This is a genomic window from Acinetobacter sp. WZC-1, assembly GCF_052544965.1.
Map to the genome: position 1 here is coordinate 2,472,264 of NZ_CP199370.1, position 24,911 is coordinate 2,497,174.

Below are 24,911 nucleotides of genomic sequence, written 5' to 3' on the forward strand. Positions count from 1 at the left end.
ATCAGACTAGGTTTTATCAGTTGATTTTTCAAGAGGATTTTCGTGTGGATTCAGAAAACCCCGACTACAGCGGTCAGATCAGAAACCGACTTCCAGGCCGACTGTAAAGTTGCGCCCGACCTGAGGCACTGCCGCAATGAATGATTCATGCTGATAAACAGCATCATCCAGCAGGTTATTGGCTTTGGCATAGAGTTTATAATCTTCTGCTTTGGACCACTTGCCTGAATAAGCCAATCCCAAATTGAGCATGTTATAACCCGGCGTCTCCGTTTCATAGTGCGCTATATCATCCTGATTAAACACATGATAATACTCTGCCAGACCTGAATAGCCATTGCCGAACTCTGCGTTGACCCGCGCCCCGGCACGACCACCCGGAATACGTGGTGCATTGCCTTCATCATCCAGTTTTGCTCTGACATAATCGCCAAATAGCGTAGCCGTGTAGATCGGTGAAAGCTGGTAACTGACCGAAGCATCCGCACCATAAAATCTGGCATGATCCTGACTGTACTGAATCAGACGGAAGTCCTGAAACTGGTCCAGCGTTCTGGCATAAACAAAGTTATCAAACCAGCTGTGGAAAATATGCGCCTGGTAATTCAATTTATCATGATCATAATGCAGACCAAGTTCCAGGTTATTTGATTTTTCTTTGTCCAGGCTGTCATCACCCAATTCATAGGTATTGGTTGCCATGTGTTTACCATTGGAATAAAGCTCCTGAGCCATCGGTAAACGTTCCTGGTGAGATGCAGTCAGGGTCAGATTATAGTCAGGTATAAAGTTCCAGGTGGCTGCGGCTGAAGCTGAAAACGCAGTGCCATCATAGTTTTTCTGGTCAGAGTCAATCTCAGTTTTCTGATGATCAAGACGGCCACCCAGTTCAAGATGCCAGTCATCACCCAATTGTCTGTGTTCCAGCGCAAACAGGCTGTATTTTTTGTTATCCGTTGGCGCCATCAATGCTTCTTCGCCGCCAATCGTTAATTTCTGCTGGGTGTATTGTGCCCCGACTGTACCTGTCCAATTGGCAAGCGGTTGATGGACAAGCTCTACCCGGGCTTCCGTTCCCTTACTTTTAAAAGTAGTATCGGCCTCGTCACCATCCATTTCCTGATGTTGATAATCTGTGTGACTTGCCTGGACTTTTAAGTTTGAAAAGCCTTTAAACGGATCACGTAATTCACTTTTCAGGGCATATGTTTTTGATTTTAAATTAATCCAGGTATTGTCCCGTACCGTTTCGGCGTCATCTCCGCCTTCGGTTGCAGATGGGCAATCCAGTCTTAGACTGTTTAACTCACAGGCGCCATAAAGCTCGTTGTCTGCCGGTATACCATATTTGTCATGTCGCCGGCTGAATGAAATCCCGGTATAGCCACGGTCATAGATCCAGGACAGCCCGGCATCAAAATCTTTTGAGTCAGCAAAAGTACTGTCAACCCGGCGCTGTGACTCACCATTTTCAATATAATTCGGTGCAATATAGTCATTGGCATCACGTTTTAAACCGGAGAGACGCAGTGCAAACTGATCGCCCAGTGCAGCGGTGACCTGCGCATGACTAAGTAGTTCGTCACTGCCCGAATTATATCGGGTACCAATTTTTCCTTCGACTTTCTGGTCCGGCATTCTGACCGGAATTTTTTCATCAATGACATTAATCAGCCCGCCAACAGATCCGGCACCATATAAAAGTGCAGCCGGCCCCTGAAGGACTTCAACTTTTTCAGCAGAAGTCGGCTCTACAGTCACTGTATGATCAGGGGACAGTGAAGAGACATCCAGAATATCTGCGCCGTTCTGTACAATTTTAACGCGGGAACCATCCTGTCCACGCACAACCGGATGGCTGACACCACCACTGTATTGTCCTGCATAAACGCCCGGTAAGCCATTGACTGCATCACCAATCGTTGTTCCACCCTTCATCAGCGTTGCTGAGTTGACAACCTGTTTATCCAGCAAATCTTCCCGGGATTGATCCGGGGCATGTGCCCTGAGAATAATCGGTGATAATTGCTGCACCGAACCTGTATCACCTGCACCTGGCGTATCGTCCGCCCAGATGGCAGTTGAGACAATCGTCAGAATTGAAATGGTTAAAGCACTTTTGGTAAAGGACATGGTGATGCTCTCAGAGGGTAATGCACCCGGAATTTTTGTTATGTTATAACATTCCTTACCGTTTGCAATAAAAACACCCCGAAAACCCTGTGCCGGTTACACTTATATAAAAATAACAAACAGCTTTAAACATATGCCATCAACAATGAAATCATCAAGATAATTTTACTGTTCATACATAAAAAAGCCCCGGCCTGATGATCAGACCGGGGCTTTTACATTGATTCTGTAACCCTGATTTCGTAATAATCAATACACATCAGGCGATACAGAGCCACTCATGCAAAATCAGAATTTAAAATCCACACCCATGACAAAATTACGTCCCATTTGTGGAATACTGGCCAGGAAGGATGAATGCTCATAAATATTGTCATCCAGCAGGTTATTGGCATTGAAGAACAAGCGGTAATCCTGCTGATCACTGCCATATTTTCCTTTATAGGCTACGCCGACATTCAACATGTTATAACCTGAGGTTTCGGTTTCAAAGGAGGCAATATCATCCTGTTTAAAGACATGATAGTACTCCGCCGAACCTGACCAGTGATCATCAAAACTGGCATTGACCCGGGTTCCCAGCCGTCCTGAAGGAACACGTGGTGCATTTTCACCATCAATTTTACCCCGTACATAATCACCAAATAAGCTGGCGTTATAAACCGATGTCAACTGATACGCTACTTCACCCTCGGTCCCGTAGAATTTCGCACTGTCCTGAGCGTATTGAATCAGGCGGAAATCTTTGTACCGATCCTGGGTTCTGGCATAAATATAGTTGTCAAACCAGTTGTGATACAGATGCAGGTGATAGCTGAGTTTTTGATCATTGTAGTGCAGACCGAGCTCCACATTATTGGATTTTTCCTTACTCAGCTGGTCATTCCCCAGTTCATAGGTATTGGTCGCGGGGTGTACGCCGTCTGCATAAAGTTCCTGAGCCAGTGGCAGACGCTCTTCATGTGAGCCCACCAGCGACAGTTTATAATTCGGTGCAAATTCCCAGTTGACCGCCCCGGAGTAGGAGAAGCCGTTGCCGTCAAAATCCTGCTGGTCTGAATTGATATCCACTTTCTGATGGTCAAATCGGGCCCCCAGTTCAAAGTGGAAATCATTCCATTGTTTATGTTCCAGCCCAAAAACGCTGTACTTCTGGGTTTTGTTCGGCGCCAGAATGGCTTCTTCACCAGTAATATCCAGTTTTTGCTGACTGGCCTGTACCCCAACTACCCCTTCCCAATCGGCAACCGGATGGTGTACCAGTTCAATCCGCCCTTCATAACCTTTGCTGTTAAAGGTTGAGGCTGCTTCATCACCTTCAATTTCAGCATGGGTATAGTCGGTATAGCTGGCCTGTGCCCTTAACTTTTTAAAGCCGGCAAAGGGCTCTTCCAGTTCGGAACGAAAGTCATAACGCTCGGATTTCAGATTAATCCACGGACCGGCTTCTTCTTCCTCAGCACCCTGGCTTGGACCATGATTATGGCTATGTCCACCTGCTGCCGGCGTTGTTGCGGGATCGGTTACAGCTGCTGTACCGCCGCCGTCCTCATGTTCACCACAATGTAATTCCATACCATGACGATGACAGGATTCATATTCATGGTTATGCCCCGGCAAACCATATTTGTCTTCACGCTTGCCATAGGAAATCCCGGCAAAGCCACGGGCACCAATCCACGACAGACCGACATTGACATTGTCGGATTCAGAGAAAGTATCCTTCACCCGACGCTGTCTGCTAGTGTTCCCGTGGTCATCCGTCACCATATAATTCGGCGTAATGTACTCGTTGGCATCACGCTTCAGACCTTCAACACGCAGGGCAATATTGTCATTCAGGCCAACTGTTACGCCGGCATGTGCCAATTTCTCATCATTGCCCGTATTATAGCGGGCACCCACATTTGCCTCATAGCCATTCTCAGGCATTTTAGTCGGCATTTTAGTATCGGTGACATTCACCAGCCCACCCACCGAACCGGCACCATAAAGCAGTGCAGATGGCCCACGGATCACTTCAATATTCTCTGCCAGCTGTGGATCAATGGTCACGGCATGATCCGGCGATAATCCAGAGACATCCATGGTTTCAGTTGCGTTCTGAGTGACTTTGACCCGGGCACCTTCCTGACCACGGATCACCGGATGGCTTGCCCCTGCACCAAAGGTATTGGAGTAAATGCCGGGTTCATCCTTCAATGCCTCACCCAGTGTGGTCCCCACCTGCTGTAGCTTTTCACGGCTGACCTTCAGATCCTTTACACCAAAATCAGCATCAGACCGATACAATGGATGTGCGCTGATGACAATCGCCGGCAATTTCTGCACATCAGTCTGCTGCTCTTCGGTATTTTCTTCAGCCCACAATGTAGTTGAAACAATCGCTGAAATGGAAAGTGTCAGAACACTTTTAGTCAATGACATAGAATGGCTCTCAAAGCTCGATATTTTAAATTTTCGTTATATTATAACATTTCATTATATTTGCAATAAAAAACATTGCCTGAACATTTTTTCTTTAAACTGTATGATGATTGCTCACCCCATATCCCCGTCGGTTTAAATGCCCTTTACCATTTCCCATGCTGTACTTGCACCACCCCTTGCCCGTCTGAGCGGAAACCGCCTGCCTGTTGCTGCATTGGCCATCGGTTGTATGACGCCTGATCTGTATCGTTTATTTACCACAGATGATGTCCATCTCACTCATCAATGGTCAGGGCTGATTATCCCCAATTTACTCATTGCAGCCGGTTTCTGTCTATTGTGGTATGGCCTGTACAGAACAGCAATTTTCAGATTTCTGGGACTGCATCAGCCACTGAATCTGACCAGTCTGAATCAGATTGCCGGCTTTATCCTCAGTACCCTGCTGGCATCACTGATCGGCATTGCAACGCACCTGCTGTGGGATGGACTGACACATTCAGACTTTCGGACCATTGCATTTGCAGACCTGCTGGACCGTCATATCAGCTTATGGGGACAGCCTTACCCCGTACACCGGATACTGCAAATTGCATCGTCAGTCATTGCGCTGCCATTTCTGGCCTGGATGTGCGTTCATTATTATCAGCAACATAAACAGCCACAACCGGTCCCTTCCGGCATCAGAATTTATGCATTGAGCCTGTTCAGCATTGCTTTTTTCAGTGGCTGCCTGTGCTATCTCCATTTTAGCCAGCAGATTCAGCATGATCCCAGGCTGAATGATCTATATTGGTATATTGGCAAATCAGTCAATCAGTTTGCCCGGGGCTGGCTGCTCAGTTTCAGTCTGGGCTGTATGATCTTCTGGATCATGGATCACAAACAACGCCTGAATCAAGCCTGATCTGAACATCTATTTCCTGCGCAGCGCCTTTGCTGCCGATACTTTGAAATTGTGCTGTTTTTCAATCTGCTTCTTGTGACTGAATGCTCAAAGAGGCATAATCCTACATCCAAAGGCGGTACGCTGTTTACGTATACGCTTTCCATAACCCATATAGTTGGATTTTTTACGCTATGATGCGAACTCATTACTGCGGCTCACTGACTGAAGCCGAAATTGACCAGACCGTAACACTATGCGGCTGGGTCCACCGGCGCCGTGATCATGGTGGTGTCATCTTTCTGGATATGCGCGACCGTGATGGTCTGGTTCAGGTGGTCATTGACCCGGATACTCCTGAAGCCTTTGCAACCGCAGACAAAGCCCGCTCTGAATATGTACTGAAAATAACCGGTCGGGTGCGTCGCCGCTATGCAGGCACAGAAAATGCCGGCATGGTCAGTGGTCAGATTGAAGTTTTAGGAAAAGACATCGACGTTCTTGCCGTATCTGAAACCCCTGTATTTCCGTTAAATGATGAAAACACCAGCGTATCTGAAGAGCTCCGGCTAAAATATCGTTTCCTGGACATCCGTCGCCCTGAAATGCTGGATCGCCTGCGTTTTCGCTCCCGTGTCACCACCTTAATCCGTAATTATCTGGATGATCATGGTTTCCTGGATGTTGAAACGCCTATTCTGACACGTGCAACCCCAGAAGGTGCCCGTGACTACCTGGTGCCAAGCCGTGTATCCAATGGCAGTTTCTATGCACTGCCGCAGTCGCCGCAACTGTTTAAGCAACTGCTGATGGTCGGTGGTATTGACCGTTATTACCAGATCGCCAAATGTTTCCGTGATGAAGATTTACGTGCTGACCGTCAGCCTGAATTTACCCAGATCGACATTGAAACATCGTTCCTGAACGATGAAGACATCATGGACCTGATGGAAGGCATGACTGTTCAATTATTCAATGAGCTACTGGACGTGAAGTTTGATAAATTTCAGCGTATGACCTATGCAGATGCTATGCGTGATTATGCCTCGGATAAACCTGATTTACGTATTCCGCTGAAACTGGTTGACGTTGCGGATCTGATGCAGGACGTTGAATTCAAGGTATTTGCCGGACCTGCCAAAGATCCGAAAGGCCGTATTGTCGCCTTGCGTGTTCCGGGTGCCGGTTCACTGCCACGCAGCCAGATTGATGAATACACTAAATTTGTTGGAATTTACGGTGCAAAAGGCCTGGCTTATATTAAAGTCAATGAACTTGAAAAAGGCGTTGAAGGGCTTCAGTCTCCAATCGTAAAATTCATTGAGCCAATCGTACTTGATCTGCTGAAGCGGGTGGGCGCAGAAAATGGCGACATCGTATTCTTTGGTGCCGACAAAGCCAGGATTGTCAACGATGCCATGGGCGCTTTACGGGTTAAAATTGGTCACGATCTGAATATGTCGACCTGTGAATGGGCGCCACTGTGGGTTGTTGATTTCCCGATGTTCGAAGAAACTGATGATGGCAAATGGACCTCTGTTCACCATCCATTCACTCTGCCAAAAAGCAGTGTGGAAGAGGTCAGGAACAACCCGGGACAGGCACTCTCCGTTGCCTATGACATGGTCCTGAATGGGACTGAAATCGGCGGTGGTTCACTGCGGATTTATACCCTGGACATGCAGAAAGCCATTTTTGAAGCCCTCGGTATTGGTGAAGAAGAAGCTGAAGAGAAATTCAGCTTCCTGCTGAACGCCTTAAAATTCGGTGCACCGCCGCATGGTGGCCTGGCATTTGGTCTGGATCGGTTGGTGATGCTGATGACAGGTGCATCTTCCATTCGTGATGTGATTGCCTTCCCGAAAACCAAAACTGCTGAATGTCCGCTGACTCAGGCACCGGCACCGGTTGAAGCCAGTCAGCTGCGTGACCTGGGCATTCGCCTGCGTGAAAAACCCAAAGCTGAAGACAAAAATACCTGATTTGATTCAGTAACTTTGATTCAAAGATTTTGGTTCAGTAACATTAAAAAATGACATAAAAAAGACGCTGCACTGGCAGCGTCTTTTTATTGGAGAGAAAACACTGGCAAACCCGGCAACAGCTCCTGATGATCATCGATATATCATCACCGCACCCATAAACGCTCTCCCATCTTACAAATTACGTTTCCAGTACTTTAAAACTGAGCTCTGTGCTATAGCATGCATATTCAGCCCAAACGAATGTACTTATATCGACTCTGTACATCAGCTGAACACCGGAAACCATTGAAAATGCATCCGCTCATCTGAATACATGTTGTATTTCCAGTGGATTGATTGCTGAACAAGCCCCTGGCAGACATTCATTCCCCCCATATGATTTTGTTCTCAGGATTTTCTCATTCCCCTGCATGATCCAGCGTCAGACAGGATCTGATGTGCTGTAAATCTTCCCAGAACTTCCCCTTTCACACACATTTCACAGCAATCAGGCCGTCAGCAGTTTATTTATGTATTTTATCCTCAAGGTTATCGCGTTACTTCCACTGCGTTTATTACAGTTGCTGGCCTGTTGGGTGGCCATGATTCTGTACCGTTATGATTCATCACTCAAACACATTACCTGCATTAACATTGGATTGGTTTATCCTGATCTGAGCAGTCAACAGCAACAACTGCTGATTAAGAACAGTTTAACAAGTCAGTGCAGAACCTATGCTGAATTCTTAAAATGCTGGGGAATGCCATCTGAATACAGCCTGAGTCTGCTCAAAAATATTGATGGCGCCCATTATCTTGCTGAGGCACTGGCCAATAAGAAAGGTGTCATTGTAGTGATTCCCCATTTCGGCTGCTGGGAATTACTGAATGCCTGGCTGAATTTATCCAGCGCTCCGGTCATCATGTATAAACCCGGTAAAAATAAGGGCATTAACCGTTATATGCTGGAAGCCCGCCAGAAATCCAATGCCACGCTGGTATCCATTGATGACCGTGGCGTACGTGCCATATTCAGACATCTGAAACAGGGCGGCCTGACCGTGATCCTGCCGGACCATTTACCCAAACCCTCCGGCGGTATTTATTCTGAATTCTTTGGACAGAATATCCTGTCCAGCACACTGGTCTCGAGGCTGGCCAGTAAAACCCAGTGCAATGTGATCGGGCTCAGCTGTATTCGCAACGACGACATTTCCAGTTTTGATGTACATTGCCTGCGCCTGTCCGATGACATCCTCTCCACCGACTTACAGCATTCGGTCAATAGTCTGAACCGGGATATGCAGGACATGATCAATGTTGCACCGGAACAGTACATCTGGTCCTATAAGCGTTTTCGGAATATTCCTGGGCAATCGAGTATCTATCATCGATAATGCTCAATATCAAGAAAGCTGAGACAGGACTGGCAGCCATTTCATCTGTACATTGATCACTGATCCGTCCAGCCGGATTGATTTTTCGCATGGCTGATTGAATTGAGATTAATTCTCAGAAATGGCATAATGAAGCCGCTCATCTTACAGGTAAACTCTCATGGCCATGCGTTCAGATGTCCGTCGTCATACACTTATTTTGATTGCTTTTGCCATAATTCAGTGGGGTTTCATGCGTTATATCCTGAATCATCAGCTGTTTAACCTGGATACATCACAACGTATTCTATATTTCTGTCTGAGCAGTTTTGGTGGCGCTTTCTTAATTTTTGGTGCTGTGATTTATATGATTATTAAGGGGAATCAGGAGGAAGGGTAACCAAATTTTATTATAAATCAATCAATTGCTTTAAAATTAAAGATCATTCCAACACCTTGATCACAATATCCCAATATTTTCCCGGGTTGGATTAAAGCCAACCGGACACAAATAAAAGTCATTGAGAATGCAGACTATAAAAATTATACCTCAATAGCCAGGGCAACTTTCCAGCAAGGCATCCAGATCATATTTAAACTCATTCACTACGGCATTTCTACTAAGTGCCTTAAGGTTCATTTCATTTAAATCCTTCAATAAGAACTGACTTCTACAGACCTTTTCAGGATATTTCAATGTTAAATAAAAGTCTTCAAATTTAAAATCATGACCATCCAGTGATGGTTCATATAAATTGAGACAGACCCACGGTATACCATAGGCCTGAGCAATAATAAGACCATGCAATGAACTGGAGATACACATATTGGAGCTTATAATTTGATCTACGATCTTATACAGGGATTGCTGAACATCAATCAACTCAAAATGAGTCGAGTCCTGGAAAGCTGAAAAGTGATGAAAATGGGGAAAATATGGGTAAATTGAAATTTTGCTGTTCATTAAACTCATGTTTGGTTCATAAAATTTCGGCATGATTAATCCCGGATCACCGAAGATTTCAGCAACATGAAAACCGGTATGGTCCCAGAGTGCATTAAATGTTTTTAAACCACGGACAACATGAAATTTTTTAATAAATTTATTCAGTTTTCTGATCCGTTTTCAGTGAGGTGGCTGAATCAATCCGCTCCCGCATACCTCCGCATCATAAAAATCCCGGTCAATGTGTTCCAGAATGGATCCCACTGAAAATAGTGCATTCTCTCTTTTATGGTCTTTTACATTCACCATAAGCCGATCAGTTATCTTCGCAAGTAAATAAGGTCCGATCCAATCACCAAAGTTGGAAATTTCAATTTGCTTTATGGGGATCTGATACAGGAAAATTTGAACAGATGATTATAGTTGTTCAATATACCGTTTGCAGTACATCAATCCCCAGCACGACATTACTGTTGACCTGCATATACCTGACTTTTCCATGTGAATCCTCCCAATAGGAAGTTCTCCATCATTGATCTTCCATGATTTCAGATTGCATTGAGATTAATCCCTTGAAATGGCATAATAATAAAGGCATTCACGTTACAGCTGAACTCTCGCCACATGGTTCCAAGTATTAGTCATACTATTATCACTCAATGGAATCAGGACAATAAATAATCCGGTTATATATCTGTGAGCAGAAATGAAAAATCATAAAAAATACTTAATTTCCATTCAGAAAAAGGGAGAAAGCCGATACGATGCTTTTTTTGAGAAAAATAATTTCCAGGAAAGTGACTTTAATATTTACGGTATAAAAGGTATCGAACTTTCCACCAGAGACTACTTTGAACTGGCTGTTGGTAACCATATAACTCCACTTACACCTGCCGAACTGGGATGCACATTATCCCATTTGCAGGCTTTGAAGGATTTTATAAACTCTGATGCTGAATATGCTTATGTGTTCGAGGATGATGTAACATTTAAAAAAGATATCGATTTTGATACAGATCTTAGCTTTTTAAATGAAGGATTTATTTTAAGTCTTGGGGGAATTAACTTATTTTTATGCCGTAAAGCAAGAGGAAGTCTATTATCACAAACGTATGCAGATCAACCCATATTAAAACTGCACCCTTATTTTAGCGATAAAGCATTTTATGCGATGGGTTATATCATGGATAAAAGAGCAGCTCAGGCTTATATCAAATACCATCAGACCATTCAATTGGCCGATGACTGGCAAGGTTTTTTAGCAGAAAATCCAGGCATCCATTTTTATTTCACGGATCTCCTTAATCATCCTGAGCTGAACTTTATCAATAATACACAAAGCTCCATAGAAAATGAACGACTGAGCATTTTAAAACCGTCGAGTCTTCCATCCTCCTTTTTCGCATTGCTGACCATTTATTTTAAGCAGAAAAAAAAGCTTTACAAAAAGCGGATCAAACGCTTTTTTACACAGAACTACCCCCGTAGTTGATATTTTTTAAGCATATATTTTTTCATTTTTTTTCTTAAATATCGAAATTGATCATTTTTTTGATTTCCATATACCTCCATATTTTTCCTCTCCTGCTCCAGATAGCTCAGGTTTTCATCCTGTTCAATCGCAGGATGATCGAACACAAAGGTCGCATAAAAATGAACAGGCGTATCCAACACCAGTAAATCCTGCCAATGGTCGTAGATGCGTGGTGGCTGGTGATAATGAATCAGCATTTCTGCCATTTTCCTGTCAACAATATAAGCATAGGCATAAGACAGATTGTCCAGGAAATCATCATCTACTTTTAATATTTTCTGATCATAAAGCTGATCCGACAACTGGGCTCCACGCACCCGATTACAGATTTTCATCTGTATGCCACCAAGACTTAGCAAGAAGCACGGTGCCAGCTCCAATTGTCTGACACGTTGTTCAAGCTCATCCAGATTCAGCTCAAAACGCTCAATGGCATCGTCTTCAAAGATAATGGCATATGCTTCATCAGAAATCAGAAAGTCCTTTAATGCAGCCACGTGCGATAAAGTACATCCCAGTTCTCCCGGAGTCATGGGCTTCTGCTTTCCGGCAACCCCTTGCTGAAAATATTCACTGACGGTCAACGCCTTACCCAGGACACCAAAAAACTTAAAGTCATCCCTATATTGACTGAAGGTCTTCTGAGCAAAGAGCTTACTGATTCTAGGACTTTCAGCAGGCTCAATACTGATAATATATTTTTTCATTGCAGGACAAGAGCAAACAGGACAGATCCGTTATTTTACCTGATTTTGTAGCGAGAACTTAGTTATAATGCCATTTTATTGAGGTTATCTGTCTGGACTAAAATGCGCTCATTATTAAAAAAATGGTATAAATTTAAACAAAAACAGCAGATACGCCACTTTAACTCCCACTGGTACATCCGTTTCGGCTGGCTGGACCAGCCCTTCACACAGCTGGATCAGCTGAAACAGTTATATGAGGTGCATTCCCCCAATAAATTGACCTTTGCCGATTGCTTTTATGCAGCGCATGATAACCGGCACTATATCTTTTTTGAAGAAGTGGATGATCAGCATCCGGTTGGCTTCCTCTCGGTATTCGAGGTCTTTAAGGACGGAACCCATACTGAACCGCAACCCGTCTTAAAGCTGGATTATCACCTGTCCTATCCCTGTGTCTTTCAGATCAGAGATGACTGGTATATGATTCCTGAAACCAGTGCCAATAAGACCATAGAACTCTGGAAATGTACCGACTTTCCACTCAAATGGGAAAAACACTCCAATCTGATGGAAAATATTGAGGCCGTTGACAGCACCCCGTTTTATCATGAGGATCGCTGGTACTTATTTACATCCACCCGACGTAACTGCAAAAAATTTGGTGACCGTCTGGATATTTTCCATACAGAAGATATTCTGAATCCAGACTGGAAAGAACATCCCCTGAATCCTGTCTGTAAGGGTATTCTTCAATACCGTATGGCAGGGAAAGTTTTTCATTATCAGGATAAATTAATACGCCCCAGTCAGGACTCGCTGAAACGTTATGGCGGTAATATTGAATTCAAGTTCATCCAGGAGCTCAGTCCAACAACCTATAAAGAGCAACTCCTGGAAATAATGCTGCCCGACTGGAATAAAGAGGATGATGGCTGTCATACCATAAATGTTCAGGAAAATTTTGTTGTATTGGATGCAATTCGCCTGACTCAAACCCGCTGAAAACATTCCTTATAAACACGAAATGTATTTTCGCTCATTGCTTTCAATGTCAGATTTCTTTCCGCTTTTACAAAGGATTCCCTGAAATCATGGGATAAATCATCAGATCCCCGAATAGTCAATTGAATTAATTGATGTAAAGCATCAGCATCATTTGTTTTTGTAATATATTTTTCAGGTATAAAATCTCTGACCATTCCCACATCAGTTGCAATAACAGGTTTATGCTGTAACAAAGCTTCAGCAACAACCAACGGCCCTCCCTCTTTAAGGGAAGAAACGATCACAAAATCACACGAGGACAGGTGCTGTAGAATATTATCTGAAAAGCCCATCAATTTAATTTTATTCTGTAATTGCTCATGTTCAATTAACCCCTGTAAATATTCATGCTCCTTTCCTTCACCCCAGATTTCCAATTGTAGATCTATGCCTTTCCAGGCCCGAATCAACAGATCAAAACCCTTGACCGCATCAAGTCTGCCAATTGCCAGAGCCTTTTGCGGCTTTAATTTATCGGAGATATAACTTTCCTGAGATCTTATAAATGTATCCTCAGCGATACCATTATAAATAATATGTACCATACGATGAGCCTTGATTTTCTCTGCCGCCTTAGAGCTAACAGCAATGACCTGTGTAAAACTTAAATAATCACGAACGTGATTTTTCATCCCATGGACCGTTGCAACCGTTGGGATCTGAAAAAAAACGGAAAGGAAGGATACTATTCCCGATGCTTTACCACCTTGTGCATGAATAATGTCTGGGTGTATTTTTCTGATTATTCCATAAATCTTAAATAAAAGTCCGATACTCCATCGATTTCTGGAGAAATCAACATAATGGCATTGTACCTGTGGCAAAATATTTTTTTGTTCAGCATACTTCCTATCCAGAATGAGATGGACTTCCATCAGGTCCGTCAGGCTTTTGCACAAATCAAAAGTGTGCTTTTCCAGCCCACCTATGCCTCCACCACTGGTGGCCATGACCTGCACAATTTTCATGAATCATCCCGCTTTTGCTTACGGGCCTGCTGATATTGCTCAAATAGTTTGGCCTCCTTCAGAAAGGCATAAAAGGCATTAATCATACTGTTGACAAAACCACGCCATCCATTTAAAAAACTCCGCCGGATAAAATATGACTTCAGAAAAGTCAGCGGCATAACCAGCGCCAGTTTCAGGATGCCGGGATGTTTTCCCTTCTGAAATTTCTCGGCTGCCTTTAACTCTGAATATTGATTATTTTTTTCCACTTTCACAAAAATGCTGGATTCCCCGTAGTGGTAAATATCCCCATGGGCACGCGCACTGTCACCATCCACAATCACATTTTCATGCACTTTATTCTCAGGGTCATAATGCCCTTTGTCCCTGCGGAAGAAGCGGACTTTTGCATGCTTTTTGGTATGTTTGCTGTTCGGCACGCCCAGAAATACGTCATTAATCGGTGTAATTAATGCATCAATCTGATCCGCCTGAATGGTGTCCACAATCTCCTGCCGGAGCTCTGCCGAAAGCACTTCATCTCCATCAAGATTCAGTACCCACGCCTGCTGACATACGGCCAGGGCCAGGCTTTTCTGTTGTGCATAACCCTGCCAGTCCTGGTGGGAAATCCGGGTATTCGGAAATTGCTGTGCAATGGCATAGGTATTGTCGGTGCTTCCTGAATCCAGAATAATCACTTCTTCGAAATCAGCAACACTGTTTAAGGTGTCTTCCAGCCACTTACCGCAATTCAGGGTAACGATATAGACACTGCACGGAATATTCATAGTTTGTAGCGTCCTTTCGCCAGCGCAATGCGCATCTGCAGGGCATTCATTGCCCCATGCGTACTGACACGGGGTAAATTGAACTGATTTTCAGCGCTATATGCTTCAATTTTTTTACGTGTGGATACTGCATTTTTAAATCCGATCTGCCTGGCCATTTGCTGATGCCGCTCATTAAACCGGCCAAATGGATAGGCAAAGCTGGGACAGTCACCCGTCAGTGCCTGCACATCCTGCCTGGACAATTGCATTTCCCGGTAAGCCTCGTCGTCACTTAACTTCAGTAGATTTACATGATGCTGTGTATGTGCGCCAAACTCAACCACGCCTGATTCAGCCATTTCCACAATCTGCTCAGCCGTCAGTTTTTCAATGCCTTCAATCTGAGTGGCCAGAAAAATCGTCGCTTTTGCACCATATTTTTTTAATAACGGATAGGCATACTGATAATTGTCCATAAAACCATCATCAAAACTAAGAGCCACCACATTTTTCTGATGTTGATATTGCTCCAGCTCGGAAACAAAACAGAATACGCTGCCTTTTTTTACCAGGTACTGCAACAGCTGTTCAAACTTCTGTGGTGGCATGTTCATCCCGGAAGCTGCTGTATGTGGCGTCACCTGATGCAGCATGACAATCCTTGGGAGTCCGGCACCGCGAAAAGGCAGCCAGAAGGTATAATTCCCCATCAGATAAAGTACGGCGGCCAGCACAACCAGACCTGTGAATATATACAACGCCCACATCATCATCAGTACACCTCATGCGACCATTCATAATCTTCCGATAACGGCTGATTCATAATGATTTCCAGCATAAACCGGCTAATCCGTTTTGCATTAAAGGCTGAACGGGTTTTATGCCACCCGGCTTCAGCAATCCGTTTTGCCTCAGCAGGATGCTCAGTATAAAATCTGATTTTTTCTGCCAGATCAACCTGATCATCAAAATAGACTATTTCCTGTGCAGAATACAGTTTTTCAAAGCCCGGGATTTTCGGACTGAACGTCAGTAAGCCATTTCCGGTTAATTGCACAATCCTGTCCGAACTATATAAAGTAATGTCATTTTTACGTGAATAGTTCAGGCCCATCCGTGCCCGGGAAAGCACATTCAAGTAGCCCTTACCATAAGCACAAGGCTGGTTAAAACAGCTGTAATACTGATGCTGAATCTGATATTTTTTCAGGGTGTCGGCCAGGTCACTTAAAAATTTCTCCCGTTCCGGCTCTTTATAGACCACCCCACAGAAAATAAATTCCTGCTCTGTTGTACTGGCCTCAAACTGCTTTAATTGTTCCACATTTGCATGCCCGACATTCGGCATATAGGCCACTCGCAGATGTGGCTGCTTTAATTTTGCAAGCGACGCGCCACCGGTTGTACAGAAAATGGCATCCAGATAGGGGGAAAAATCATGAACAAAACCGAGTTTATGCTCCAGATACAACGGGTCGACATACCAGAAAGCTATTTTAGTCTGTGGATATTGCTGTTTAATCTGTTTCAGCACATTCGGGTTCATTAAATCACTGTGCCCGATCAGCACCAGTTCCGGTTCAATATTATCGACAATTTTTAAAATTTCCCGGTTTGCCCAGCTGGCCCCCAGTTTTTTGGTCTTAAATACCGTTCCCATTCTGGCCATATCACGAAAGCTGAAATCATAAACAAAATGGCCATTTTCAATGAGTCCCGCAGACAGTTTGCGGTCAGTACAATAAAAATGAGCCCCCTGTTTATTAAAACCAAAGTTCGCAATATGTAATATTTTCATAAAATATCTCTATGTCTTCAATAAAATATCAGCCACCCGGCTTGCCTCGTTCAACTCCAGCCTCAACAGGTTTCCCTGCGATTCATCTGAACGGAGCAGCAACTGATCAACAGCGCGGGTAATTCTATCAGATTTCACACGATCCATCTGAATCACGCCCACACAACAGCCTGCAGTCAATGCTTCATAAATCATGGAGACGCTGTCTTCGGTCACCCAGACCACTTCTGCCTGCTGCATTTGCTCATAAATCCAGCCCTGCGGTGTTTGTTCAACGGGGCAGATCTGAAGCCGTGGCAAATATTCCTGCTGCTGCAATTGTGCCAGAAATGGTTCAGGGGTGCGGCGTGACGTGGTCAGAATGATCTGCACCTGCGGACTGGTTTCAGCAATATTCCCAATGGCCTGCAGTACCTTCTGTGCATTCCACCGGTGCCGTTTTGACGAACCGCCCAATGCAATCAGTATGCGGTTGTGCTGATGACGCTGCTGATTCACAATCGGGTTCAATGCGCCCTGGGTGGTAATCACCCGCTCAGATGCGGTAACACCGTCATGTTCAGGAATAACCGCATAATCAAAGCAACTGGATGGAAAATTCGGTTTCATCAGAATCACGGTTTTTGCGTGGCGATACACTTTTCCAAGTAGCAGAACCCGTAGCTGGGTATGACTGCCCACCCCAAAAATATAATCCGGCTGCGCAGTGACAGCAGGGACTGTCTTTTTGAATACACCCGCAAGCAAACCGGATAAGGGTAAATCACTGACTGCAATCTCTTCAAAGGATACTTCATCCATACTTTGTTCCTGCATTGCCCTGTATAGGCCAAGCGCCTGAGAACGATGGCCGGCCTTGCCGTCACTTACATAGACAATATGCATAAACGCATCCTGTTTAAACCCTGAGACTCTCATTACAATAAAAAAAGGCGAAACTGATGTTTCGCCCCTGATCTTAACCGATCGACTTATTTTACGTAAGTCAGCCAATGGGCATATTTCGGGTTCCTGCCCTGAACTGCATCAAAAAAGATCTTCTGAATTTTCTCAGTGATTGGACCGCGTGAGCCTGAACCGATTTCACGATCATCATATTCACGGATCGGCGTGACTTCCGCAGCTGTTCCGGTAAAGAATGCTTCATCGGCAATATAAAACTCATCCCGGGTAATCCGACGTTCAATGACCTGAATGCCCAGATCATTGGCAATGGTAATCACCGTCTGACGGGTAATTCCATCCAATGCACCACCGGCCAGATCCGGTGTATGCAGCACACCATCCTTCACCAGGAAAACGTTCTCTCCGGAGCCCTGACAGACAAAACCCTGAGGGTCCATCAGCATGGCTTCATCATACCCGGAATGTGCCACTTCCTGATGTGCCAGAATGGAAACGGTATAGTTACCGCAGGCTTTGGCCTTACACATGGTCACGTTGGGATGATGATGAGTAAACGACGAGGTTTTTACCCGAATGCCTTTGGCCATCGCTTCCTCCCCCAGATAAGCCCCCCATCCCCATGCAGCAACAGCCGCATGGATGGTGTTATCGGTGGCTGCAATACCGAGTTTCTCAGAACCAATCCAGATTAAGGGCCGTAAATAGCAGGATGCCAGTTTATTTTCACGTACCACATCAATCTGCGCCTGTTCCAGGGTCTTTTGGTCAAACGGGACTTTCATCTGATAAATTTTTGCAGAATTCAACAACCGTTTTGTATGATCCTGAAGACGGAAAATTGCAGTACCGTCAGGAGTCTCATAGGCACGGACCCCTTCAAAAACCCCCATACTGTAATGTAAGGTATGGGTTAAGACGTGAATTTTCGCATCACGCCAGTCAACCAGTTGTCCATCCTGCCAGATAAAACCATCACGATCGGCCAGATTCATGGCACACACTCCAAATTTTTACACAATTATTCACGCTCCAGCAGAATTTGTTCAGCTGGATCAATTAATCTTTGCCATAACTTGCAAACGATCACCCGGGTATCGTGCCAATCCGCAGCGCTGACCTGCATATTATGATTTGCAAGGGCTAAACGGTGGCTCTCGGCGCGTTCACTGAGATAAGCCTGAATCAGTGCTGACACATCGTCACTGGATAAGCGACCTGCCTTTTCAGCATCTTCGAGGATTCTTACATTGTCGGAATAATGGGCGAGATCAGGATTCGTCCCACTCCAGGCCAATACCACATACTGTGCCATAAATTCGATGTCAACGATACCTCCTGCATCCTGTTTTAAATGAAAAACTCCACCTTCTTTCTGCTCTTTTGACGAACCGAGATGATCTCTCATTTTCTGACGCATCTTCAGCACTTCCTGACGCACGGTTGCTTCATCCCGGATCCGGGTCAGAACACGACGGCGTAACTGCTCAAATTTTTCTCTTAAGGTCGGTTCACCGGCAATTGAGCGAGCGCGGACAATTGCCTGATGTTCCCACAGCCAGGCACTTTTCAGCTGATATTGCTCAAAGGCCTTTAAACTGGTCACCAACAGACCGGCTTCCCCGGACGGACGCAACCGCGTATCAACTTCATACACACGGCCATCCAGGGTCTGGGTGGTCATCAGCGAGATAAACTTCTGCGCCACCCGCATGGCAAATTCAAAACCGCTGACTGGCTTTGTGCCGTCAGTATCTGCCTGTTCGTCCATATAATGAATAAACACCAGATCCAGGTCAGAACCATAACCGAGTTCAATACCACCCACCTTGCCATAGCCAATCACGGCAAAAGCCATCTGCTCCTGTGAACAGCGCTGTCCTTCAGCATCCAATGGATAACCATATTTTCCGGCAACGATTTGCCAGGCCAGTTTCAGCGCAGCCATCACCGAGACTTCAGCAATATCAGTCAGGGCGTCCGAGACTTTCATGAGCGGGCTTTCTGCCAGTACATCACTGGCGGCCACAGTCAGCACATTGGACTTTTTAAACAGGCGCAACACCCGCATCTGATCTTCAACCTGATCAATTTCAATCCGCAGTAATTGCTGACGCAGCGAGTCCTGTAAATCCTGCCGTCGTGGTAATGCAAAATCCATGGACAGAAACTCATCCAGCAGTACCGGGTAATGGGTCAACTCCTCACAGATCCAGGGGCTGACGGTTGCCATTTTAACCAGGCGCTGCAAAGCGCCCTTGCTTTCAATCAGCATCACCAGATAAACGGTACGGCGCATCACCGATTCAACCAGCGGCATCAGACGCAGCAAGGCCAGTTGTGGCTGGCTCGATTGCAGAATGGCTTCAATTAAATGTGGCCAGAACTCCCTGAGCCGCTGAGCAGCCTTCACCGGCAGTTTTTTAATGGCATGCCCTGACCAGAATTCCCGGATCAGATTCCGGCTATGCTCATCCAGTACGTCATTCAGCTGCTGTTCAAGCTGACTGAAACTTTCCGCAGGAGAATCCGTTCCTTTTTCCTTAATCAGGTGCTCAAACTGATAGGTAACCTTACTGCGTTTCTGATGCAGTACCTCAGAAAACGCCTGCCAGCTGTCAAAACCCAGCGTATCCACCATCCGCTCCCGCAAATCAGGTTCAACAGGCAAGGACTGGGTTTGCTGATCATTCAGCGCCTGAATAGCATGTTCAACACGGCGTAGAAACAGATAGGCATCTTCCAGGTCAGTGACCGCCTGCTCATCCAGCAATCCCACCTCACCCAGATGCTTCAGACTGACCAGGCACTGCCGATCCTGCAACTCCCGTCTGGCTCCGCCATAGATCAGCTGGAACACCTGAACAATGAACTCAATTTCACGAATACCACCGGCACCCAGCTTAATGTCTTCCGGAATGTTACGACGCACCACCTCCCTTTCAATCATGGTCTTCATTTCACGCATGGCTTCAAAAGCGGTGTAATCGACATATTTACGGAACACAAAAGGGCGGGTCATTTCCAGCAGCTCATCGCCTTGCTTTCCACCGGAAACCACCCTGGCCTTGATCCAGGCATAGCGTTCCCACTCCCGCCCATGCTGACTTAAATATTTTTCCAGCCCGGCATGGCTGATGGCAAGCGCAGAACCATCGCCCCACGGACGCAAACGCATATCCACCCGAAATACAAAACCGTCGGCACTGATCTGTTCCAGCAAATGGATAATTTTCTGGCCCCATAAAATGCAGAACTGCTGAACATCTATACATTTTCGGCCATTGGTTTCACCCTGTTCATCAAAGGCAAAAATCAGATCAATATCACTGGACAGGTTCAGCTCCTGTGCCCCGAGTTTCCCCATGGCAATCACGATCAGGTCCTGAACTTTGCCACCATAACCAATGGGTTCACCATGCTTACTGACCAATGGTGCCCGGGCAAAATCCTTTGCCGCATGGATACTGGCATCTGCAAAATCTGACAGCTCCCGGGTCAGCGTCACCACATTGGTCTGCCGGTTGGCATCCTGCCAGATCCAGCGGAACATTAAACGGGCACGTAACATACGAATCACCCGCATCCATTCATTTTCATCATGAATGGGCGCCAGGGTGTCCTGAACAAGCTGCTGAATCTGCTGTGTCGACAGTGCGGACTGATACCGGTCCACAACATAGTCCTGTTCCAGTACAGCCTGATGTAAACTCAGTACCTGCTCTGCATACTGACTTGCCCTTAACGTTTTTTGTAATTGTTCCGCATTCATCAAAAAAACCATTGCTCTCATTTATACCGTTATTTATAACAGTTTATGACAGCTGACCACAGCGTACAGAAAGAAGGACGTTGTATTTTTTCAGCATTTCAGATAATTTTCACAGCTGCCATGACCATATCAGCTTCAGTACCGGCACAGTCTCTCCAGGACCTGTACAATGCTTTAAAAATCCGGTGTTCATTGTTCAATACGCATCATGCTGAAAACCATTAAAAAAATTATATGGCCTGGACCTTCCCATCCATCAATTCCACACCGCACGGTATGCTTTCAGCAGGGGGCAGCGCATGATGTGAAGCTGACGCAGCTGGTAACACTACTTTAAAAACCGTGCCTTCACCTTCTTTTGAACTGACTGAAATCCTGCCCTGATTCAAATCGACAAAGCGCTTGCACAGAACCAGGCCAAGACCGGTTCCTTTTTCGCCTGACGTGCCCTTGAAACTGACTTTAATACTTGGATCAAATATTTGCTGAATCTGCTGCTCATTCATCCCCAGCCCCGTATCCTGAATATAAATTTCAACCTCATGTTCTGCCTGTATGGCCCGCAGAAACACCTTTCCGGAACCATCAACCCGGGTAAATTTCAGCGCATTGGAAACAAGGTTCTGCACCACAGAGGTGATCATATTAATATCGGCAAACACCCGCAGATCTTCCGGAACATCTTCAATTAACTCAATATTTTTCTTTACCGCCAGTGTATTCAATACATCAAAGACAATTTTTGAAACCTGTTGCAGTTTAAAATTAATCGGATGGTAAACAAAACGCCCCCCCTCTGCCATGGCCCAGTTCAACAGACTTTCCAGCAGGTTATAGGTGGATTGTGCTGTATCATGCAGATAATCCGCAATATTCTGGACATTGGATTCATCCAGCGTGTCCCTTTCCTGAGCCAGTACTTCAGAAAAGCCCAGCAAACCATGGAACGGCGCACGCAGGTCATGGGCAATAATCTGAAAAAATTTGGTTTTACTGAAATTCAGTGCCGACTGCTGTTCATATAAATCCTTTAACTCTGCATAGTCTGAGCGCAGTTCAATAATATTGATCAGGCTCATGGCAAATTCACGCACCAGTTCCAGCTGGTCATGCTGATAAGGCTCAGTCTGATGATCAAATAACAGCACCTGACCAATTGAATCCATGCTGGTGGTTTTTAAGTCAAAAGCAATGATACGCTGATGTTTGATACCGAGTGTCTGAATATAATCGGAGAATTTCTGATAATTGACATGCTGGGTCCCAAGCACAGTCTCCCCGGCAAAATAGGCATTCAGATTGACGTCCTTGCTGACCTGCAAGGCCTTAAAACCCTGTGGAGACGAATACCAGATGTACGGCTCATGATGAAAAGCCAGAATGGCACACTCAGCCTGGAGAATACCGCGTGCAAATCTCAGAAAGCCGGCAATGCGATTCTCTTCGGTAAAGACCCCCAGTAATAAAGACAGTGAACAAGCACCGAGCTGGTCCGCCTGATCTATTTCAAGCAATTGCAACTTCATGCTCACCTCTCTGTCTGATCCAATGTTATATGCCGATTTCAATTATTATTGATTTTTACAAAATCTCACATAAAACAATATAACAGCAATATTTTTAAATTAATACTGTTTCAAGCAGTGACCATGATCAGCACAGCCCAAAAAAATCAGAATAAGCTATTAATACTTAAAAGAATATTGAAATAGTTTCATGAAAAACCTCAACACTCCATCACTTTGTTAAGCCATGCTGCATAACTTCACATGGCAGAATATAAAGCACCGGCACCCCTGTGACTATATAAAAATTTATTTTAATGATTCCTTTTTTATTCATACCACAAATTTAGAATATACTGTGTGCACCAGCTGCCCGGCATCCGGGTCAACAGAATTTTCCTCCCAGACAGCAGGCAGGACATTAAAAGTTACTTTGAGAGTCACACGTTAATGTTGTAAAATTAACACCCATGATTTTTAATTACAGGTTACAGATCAAATTTATCGGCATATTCATTTTACCCATATGCATTATTCCCAGGTGGAATAAGATATCCCGGAAACCATCCAAAAGATGTGTTAATACTCTATATATGTCCAATTTGTTCTTATATGTCATTAAAAAAAATTATTTATAACCTGAACCTCAATCTTAGAAAACTTATTCTGTTTCTGACAGTATTCAGTGTATTCAGCTTATTTATCGCCACACTATTGGTTAACTACTTTATTCAGAAAAATCAACTCATTGAAAACTCACTCTCCGTCAACATGGAGTACGCGATTAAAATTGCCAATGGAACAGACAGTCATCTCAAGGCAATTATGCAGGAGCTGAGCTATAGCGCAAAACAGCTGGAGACTTCATTTAATGATGAGCACATACGACGGAGTGAAGTGGAGCGTTTAAAAGGTCAGTCCACCTCCTTTAACAGTGTGGTGATTGCTGATTATAAGGGCAACGTTCTGAATTATGCACCACACGACTTTGAAATTAATCAATATGTCATTAATAATACACTGGATGTTCATTTATCGCTTGATGACAAACAACCGCTGATCCCGCTACCTCATTATTCCATCAATAACAATCTGGTGATTTTTCTGACCCAGCCGGTTTTTGACCCGCATAAAAAATATCTTGGATTCATCGGAGCCATGATTTATCTGAAGGAAGACAACATTATCCATCAGTTACTGACCATTAAGTACGGCTACAAAAATAGCTTTATGTATGTACTGGACAAGTCAAAGACCATTATTTTTCATCCCAGTGAAGAGCGTATCGGTACCCCCGCCACTGCCGGGTCCTACCTGAAATTCATGGCGGAACATCCATCAGGCAAAGTGATTTTTACCAATCACAAAGGCGTGAAACAACTTGCCGGCTTCGCACACGTGCCCACCACAGACTGGATTGTGGTTTCCCAGCAGCCCATTCATGAATTACTGGACCAGGCCTCAGCCATTATTTATAAAATCATTCTGGGCATGGCCTGTTTTTATATCATTATTTTCCTGCTGGTCTGGCGGTTTTCCAATGCTATTTCCAGACCGCTCTTTGACCTGGCAAATATGGCAGGACACCTGAATGAACCATTAATGGATCAGAAAATCAGAACCGTCAATCCCTGGTATTTTGAAGTCTATAAATTCAGACATTCCTTACTGACCAGCACCCGGCATTTCAGAGAAAAAATCAGCGAACTTAATTTTTATGTCAACACGGATCCACTGACCGGTTTTTATAACCGGAGGGGTATGGATACTTTTGTGGATGAGTTTGTGAAATCTGAAACGCCTTTTTCCATTATTGCCATTGATATTGATCATTTTAAACTGGTCAATGATTTATATGGCCATGATAAGGGCGATGTGGTACTGGAGGCCATCGCCCGGCATATCCAGTCCAATTTCAGGGAAAAGGATATTTGCTGCCGTGCCGGTGGTGAGGAGTTTATTGTACTTGTGCCGGACCTGAGTGAACCCATGACCCGCTCTGTAGCAGAACGGCTGCGGCAGCATATGGAAACCAGTGTTATCGATTCGGTCGGCTATATTACCATTTCCATTGGCATCGCCTATTGTGATCCGGTACTGTCTCCGGATGTCAAAAGCGCATTCAAACTGGCAGATAAACGGCTGTATCTTGCAAAATCTGCGGGCAGAAACCGTATTCGATAAAACTCCTGCCCAACAACCGCTGAC

Annotated in this window: 19 protein-coding genes; 7 read left to right on the forward strand and 12 right to left on the reverse strand. The window is 44.8% G+C overall.

Translation table 11 applies throughout. The annotated features are described in order from the left end of the window. Window positions 1-78: 78 nt before the first annotated feature. Window positions 79-2,133, reverse strand: a complete 2,055-nt coding sequence (gene znuD, locus ACT6PV_RS11435) for a zinc piracy TonB-dependent receptor ZnuD (protein WP_445116470.1) — start codon at window positions 2,131-2,133, stop codon at window positions 79-81. Window positions 2,134-2,421: 288 nt separating this feature from the next. Beyond that, window positions 2,422-4,560 (reverse strand): zinc piracy TonB-dependent receptor ZnuD, encoded by a 2,139-nt coding sequence (znuD, locus tag ACT6PV_RS11440; RefSeq protein WP_445116471.1) that lies wholly within the window; start codon window positions 4,558-4,560, stop codon window positions 2,422-2,424. 139 nt (window positions 4,561-4,699) lie between these two features. On the opposite strand from znuD (ACT6PV_RS11440), the gene ACT6PV_RS11445 reads away from it, so the two are divergent. From ACT6PV_RS11445 to ACT6PV_RS11460, 4 genes are all read left to right on the forward strand, one after another. Further along, window positions 4,700-5,470, forward strand: coding sequence for a DUF4184 family protein (locus tag ACT6PV_RS11445; RefSeq protein ID WP_445116472.1), 771 nt, complete (start codon window positions 4,700-4,702; stop codon window positions 5,468-5,470). A 173-nt stretch (window positions 5,471-5,643) separates the two neighbouring features. Continuing rightward, window positions 5,644-7,431 carry an aspartate--tRNA ligase gene (gene aspS / locus ACT6PV_RS11450; RefSeq protein WP_445116473.1) on the forward strand — a complete coding sequence of 596 codons (1,788 nt, stop codon included), beginning with the start codon at window positions 5,644-5,646 and terminating at the stop codon, window positions 7,429-7,431. 512 nt (window positions 7,432-7,943) lie between these two features. Then, window positions 7,944-8,810, forward strand: coding sequence for a lysophospholipid acyltransferase family protein (locus ACT6PV_RS11455; protein WP_445116474.1), 867 nt, complete (start codon window positions 7,944-7,946; stop codon window positions 8,808-8,810). A gap of 160 nt (window positions 8,811-8,970) precedes the next feature. Next, window positions 8,971-9,189 carry a hypothetical protein gene (locus ACT6PV_RS11460; protein ID WP_445116475.1) on the forward strand — a complete coding sequence of 73 codons (219 nt, stop codon included), beginning with the start codon at window positions 8,971-8,973 and terminating at the stop codon, window positions 9,187-9,189. A gap of 150 nt (window positions 9,190-9,339) precedes the next feature. On the opposite strand, the gene ACT6PV_RS11465 is transcribed toward ACT6PV_RS11460, so the two are convergent. Beyond that, window positions 9,340-9,909, reverse strand: a complete 570-nt coding sequence (locus ACT6PV_RS11465) for a polysaccharide pyruvyl transferase family protein (RefSeq protein ID WP_445117102.1) — start codon at window positions 9,907-9,909, stop codon at window positions 9,340-9,342. Between the two features lie 532 nt (window positions 9,910-10,441). Here ACT6PV_RS11465 and ACT6PV_RS11470 point away from each other — a divergent pair. Beyond that, entirely contained in the window at window positions 10,442-11,227 is a 786-nt protein-coding gene (locus tag ACT6PV_RS11470; RefSeq protein WP_445116476.1) for a glycosyltransferase family 25 protein, read from the forward strand. Here the strand turns inward: ACT6PV_RS11470 and ACT6PV_RS11475 are convergent. Further along, window positions 11,212-11,976 (reverse strand): glycosyltransferase family 25 protein, encoded by a 765-nt coding sequence (locus ACT6PV_RS11475; protein WP_445116477.1) that lies wholly within the window; start codon window positions 11,974-11,976, stop codon window positions 11,212-11,214. The two genes, ACT6PV_RS11470 and ACT6PV_RS11475, sit on opposite strands and share 16 nt — an antisense overlap. Before the next feature lie 102 nt (window positions 11,977-12,078). Between ACT6PV_RS11475 and ACT6PV_RS11480 the strand changes: the two genes are divergently transcribed. Then, window positions 12,079-12,960, forward strand: a complete 882-nt coding sequence (locus tag ACT6PV_RS11480) for a glucosamine inositolphosphorylceramide transferase family protein (RefSeq protein WP_445116478.1) — start codon at window positions 12,079-12,081, stop codon at window positions 12,958-12,960. On the opposite strand, the gene ACT6PV_RS11485 is transcribed toward ACT6PV_RS11480, so the two are convergent. The 8 genes from ACT6PV_RS11485 to ACT6PV_RS11520 form a co-directional block, all read right to left on the reverse strand. Continuing rightward, on the reverse strand, window positions 12,948-13,970 hold the full coding sequence (locus ACT6PV_RS11485; protein ID WP_445116479.1) for a glycosyltransferase: 1,023 nt from the start codon (window positions 13,968-13,970) through the stop codon (window positions 12,948-12,950). The two genes, ACT6PV_RS11480 and ACT6PV_RS11485, sit on opposite strands and share 13 nt — an antisense overlap. Continuing rightward, complete coding sequence (locus ACT6PV_RS11490; protein WP_445116480.1) at window positions 13,967-14,743, reverse strand: glycosyltransferase family 2 protein; 777 nt, start codon at window positions 14,741-14,743, stop codon at window positions 13,967-13,969. Before ACT6PV_RS11490 ends, ACT6PV_RS11485 begins: the two co-directional genes overlap by 4 nt. Then, window positions 14,740-15,495 (reverse strand): polysaccharide deacetylase family protein, encoded by a 756-nt coding sequence (locus ACT6PV_RS11495; protein ID WP_445117103.1) that lies wholly within the window; start codon window positions 15,493-15,495, stop codon window positions 14,740-14,742. The genes ACT6PV_RS11490 and ACT6PV_RS11495 overlap by 4 nt, the downstream gene beginning before the upstream one ends. Window positions 15,496-15,497: 2 nt before the next feature. Then, the gene (locus ACT6PV_RS11500; protein ID WP_445116481.1) at window positions 15,498-16,523 is read right to left on the reverse strand and encodes a glycosyltransferase family protein; all 1,026 of its coding nucleotides are present in this window, start codon (window positions 16,521-16,523) and stop codon (window positions 15,498-15,500) included. A 9-nt stretch (window positions 16,524-16,532) separates the two neighbouring features. Continuing rightward, on the reverse strand, window positions 16,533-17,408 hold the full coding sequence (locus ACT6PV_RS11505; protein WP_445116482.1) for a mitochondrial fission ELM1 family protein: 876 nt from the start codon (window positions 17,406-17,408) through the stop codon (window positions 16,533-16,535). A gap of 86 nt (window positions 17,409-17,494) precedes the next feature. Next, entirely contained in the window at window positions 17,495-18,421 is a 927-nt protein-coding gene (locus ACT6PV_RS11510; RefSeq protein WP_445116483.1) for a branched-chain amino acid transaminase, read from the reverse strand. Window positions 18,422-18,447: 26 nt separating this feature from the next. Continuing rightward, window positions 18,448-21,198 carry a bifunctional [glutamate--ammonia ligase]-adenylyl-L-tyrosine phosphorylase/[glutamate--ammonia-ligase] adenylyltransferase gene (gene glnE / locus ACT6PV_RS11515; protein WP_445116484.1) on the reverse strand — a complete coding sequence of 917 codons (2,751 nt, stop codon included), beginning with the start codon at window positions 21,196-21,198 and terminating at the stop codon, window positions 18,448-18,450. Between the two features lie 230 nt (window positions 21,199-21,428). After that, window positions 21,429-22,724 (reverse strand): sensor histidine kinase, encoded by a 1,296-nt coding sequence (locus ACT6PV_RS11520; RefSeq protein ID WP_445116485.1) that lies wholly within the window; start codon window positions 22,722-22,724, stop codon window positions 21,429-21,431. 591 nt (window positions 22,725-23,315) lie between these two features. Between ACT6PV_RS11520 and ACT6PV_RS11525 the strand changes: the two genes are divergently transcribed. After that, window positions 23,316-24,887: a sensor domain-containing diguanylate cyclase gene (locus tag ACT6PV_RS11525; RefSeq protein ID WP_445116486.1), complete on the forward strand. Its 1,572-nt coding sequence runs from the start codon at window positions 23,316-23,318 to the stop codon at window positions 24,885-24,887. The last annotated feature ends 24 nt before the right edge of the window (window positions 24,888-24,911 follow it).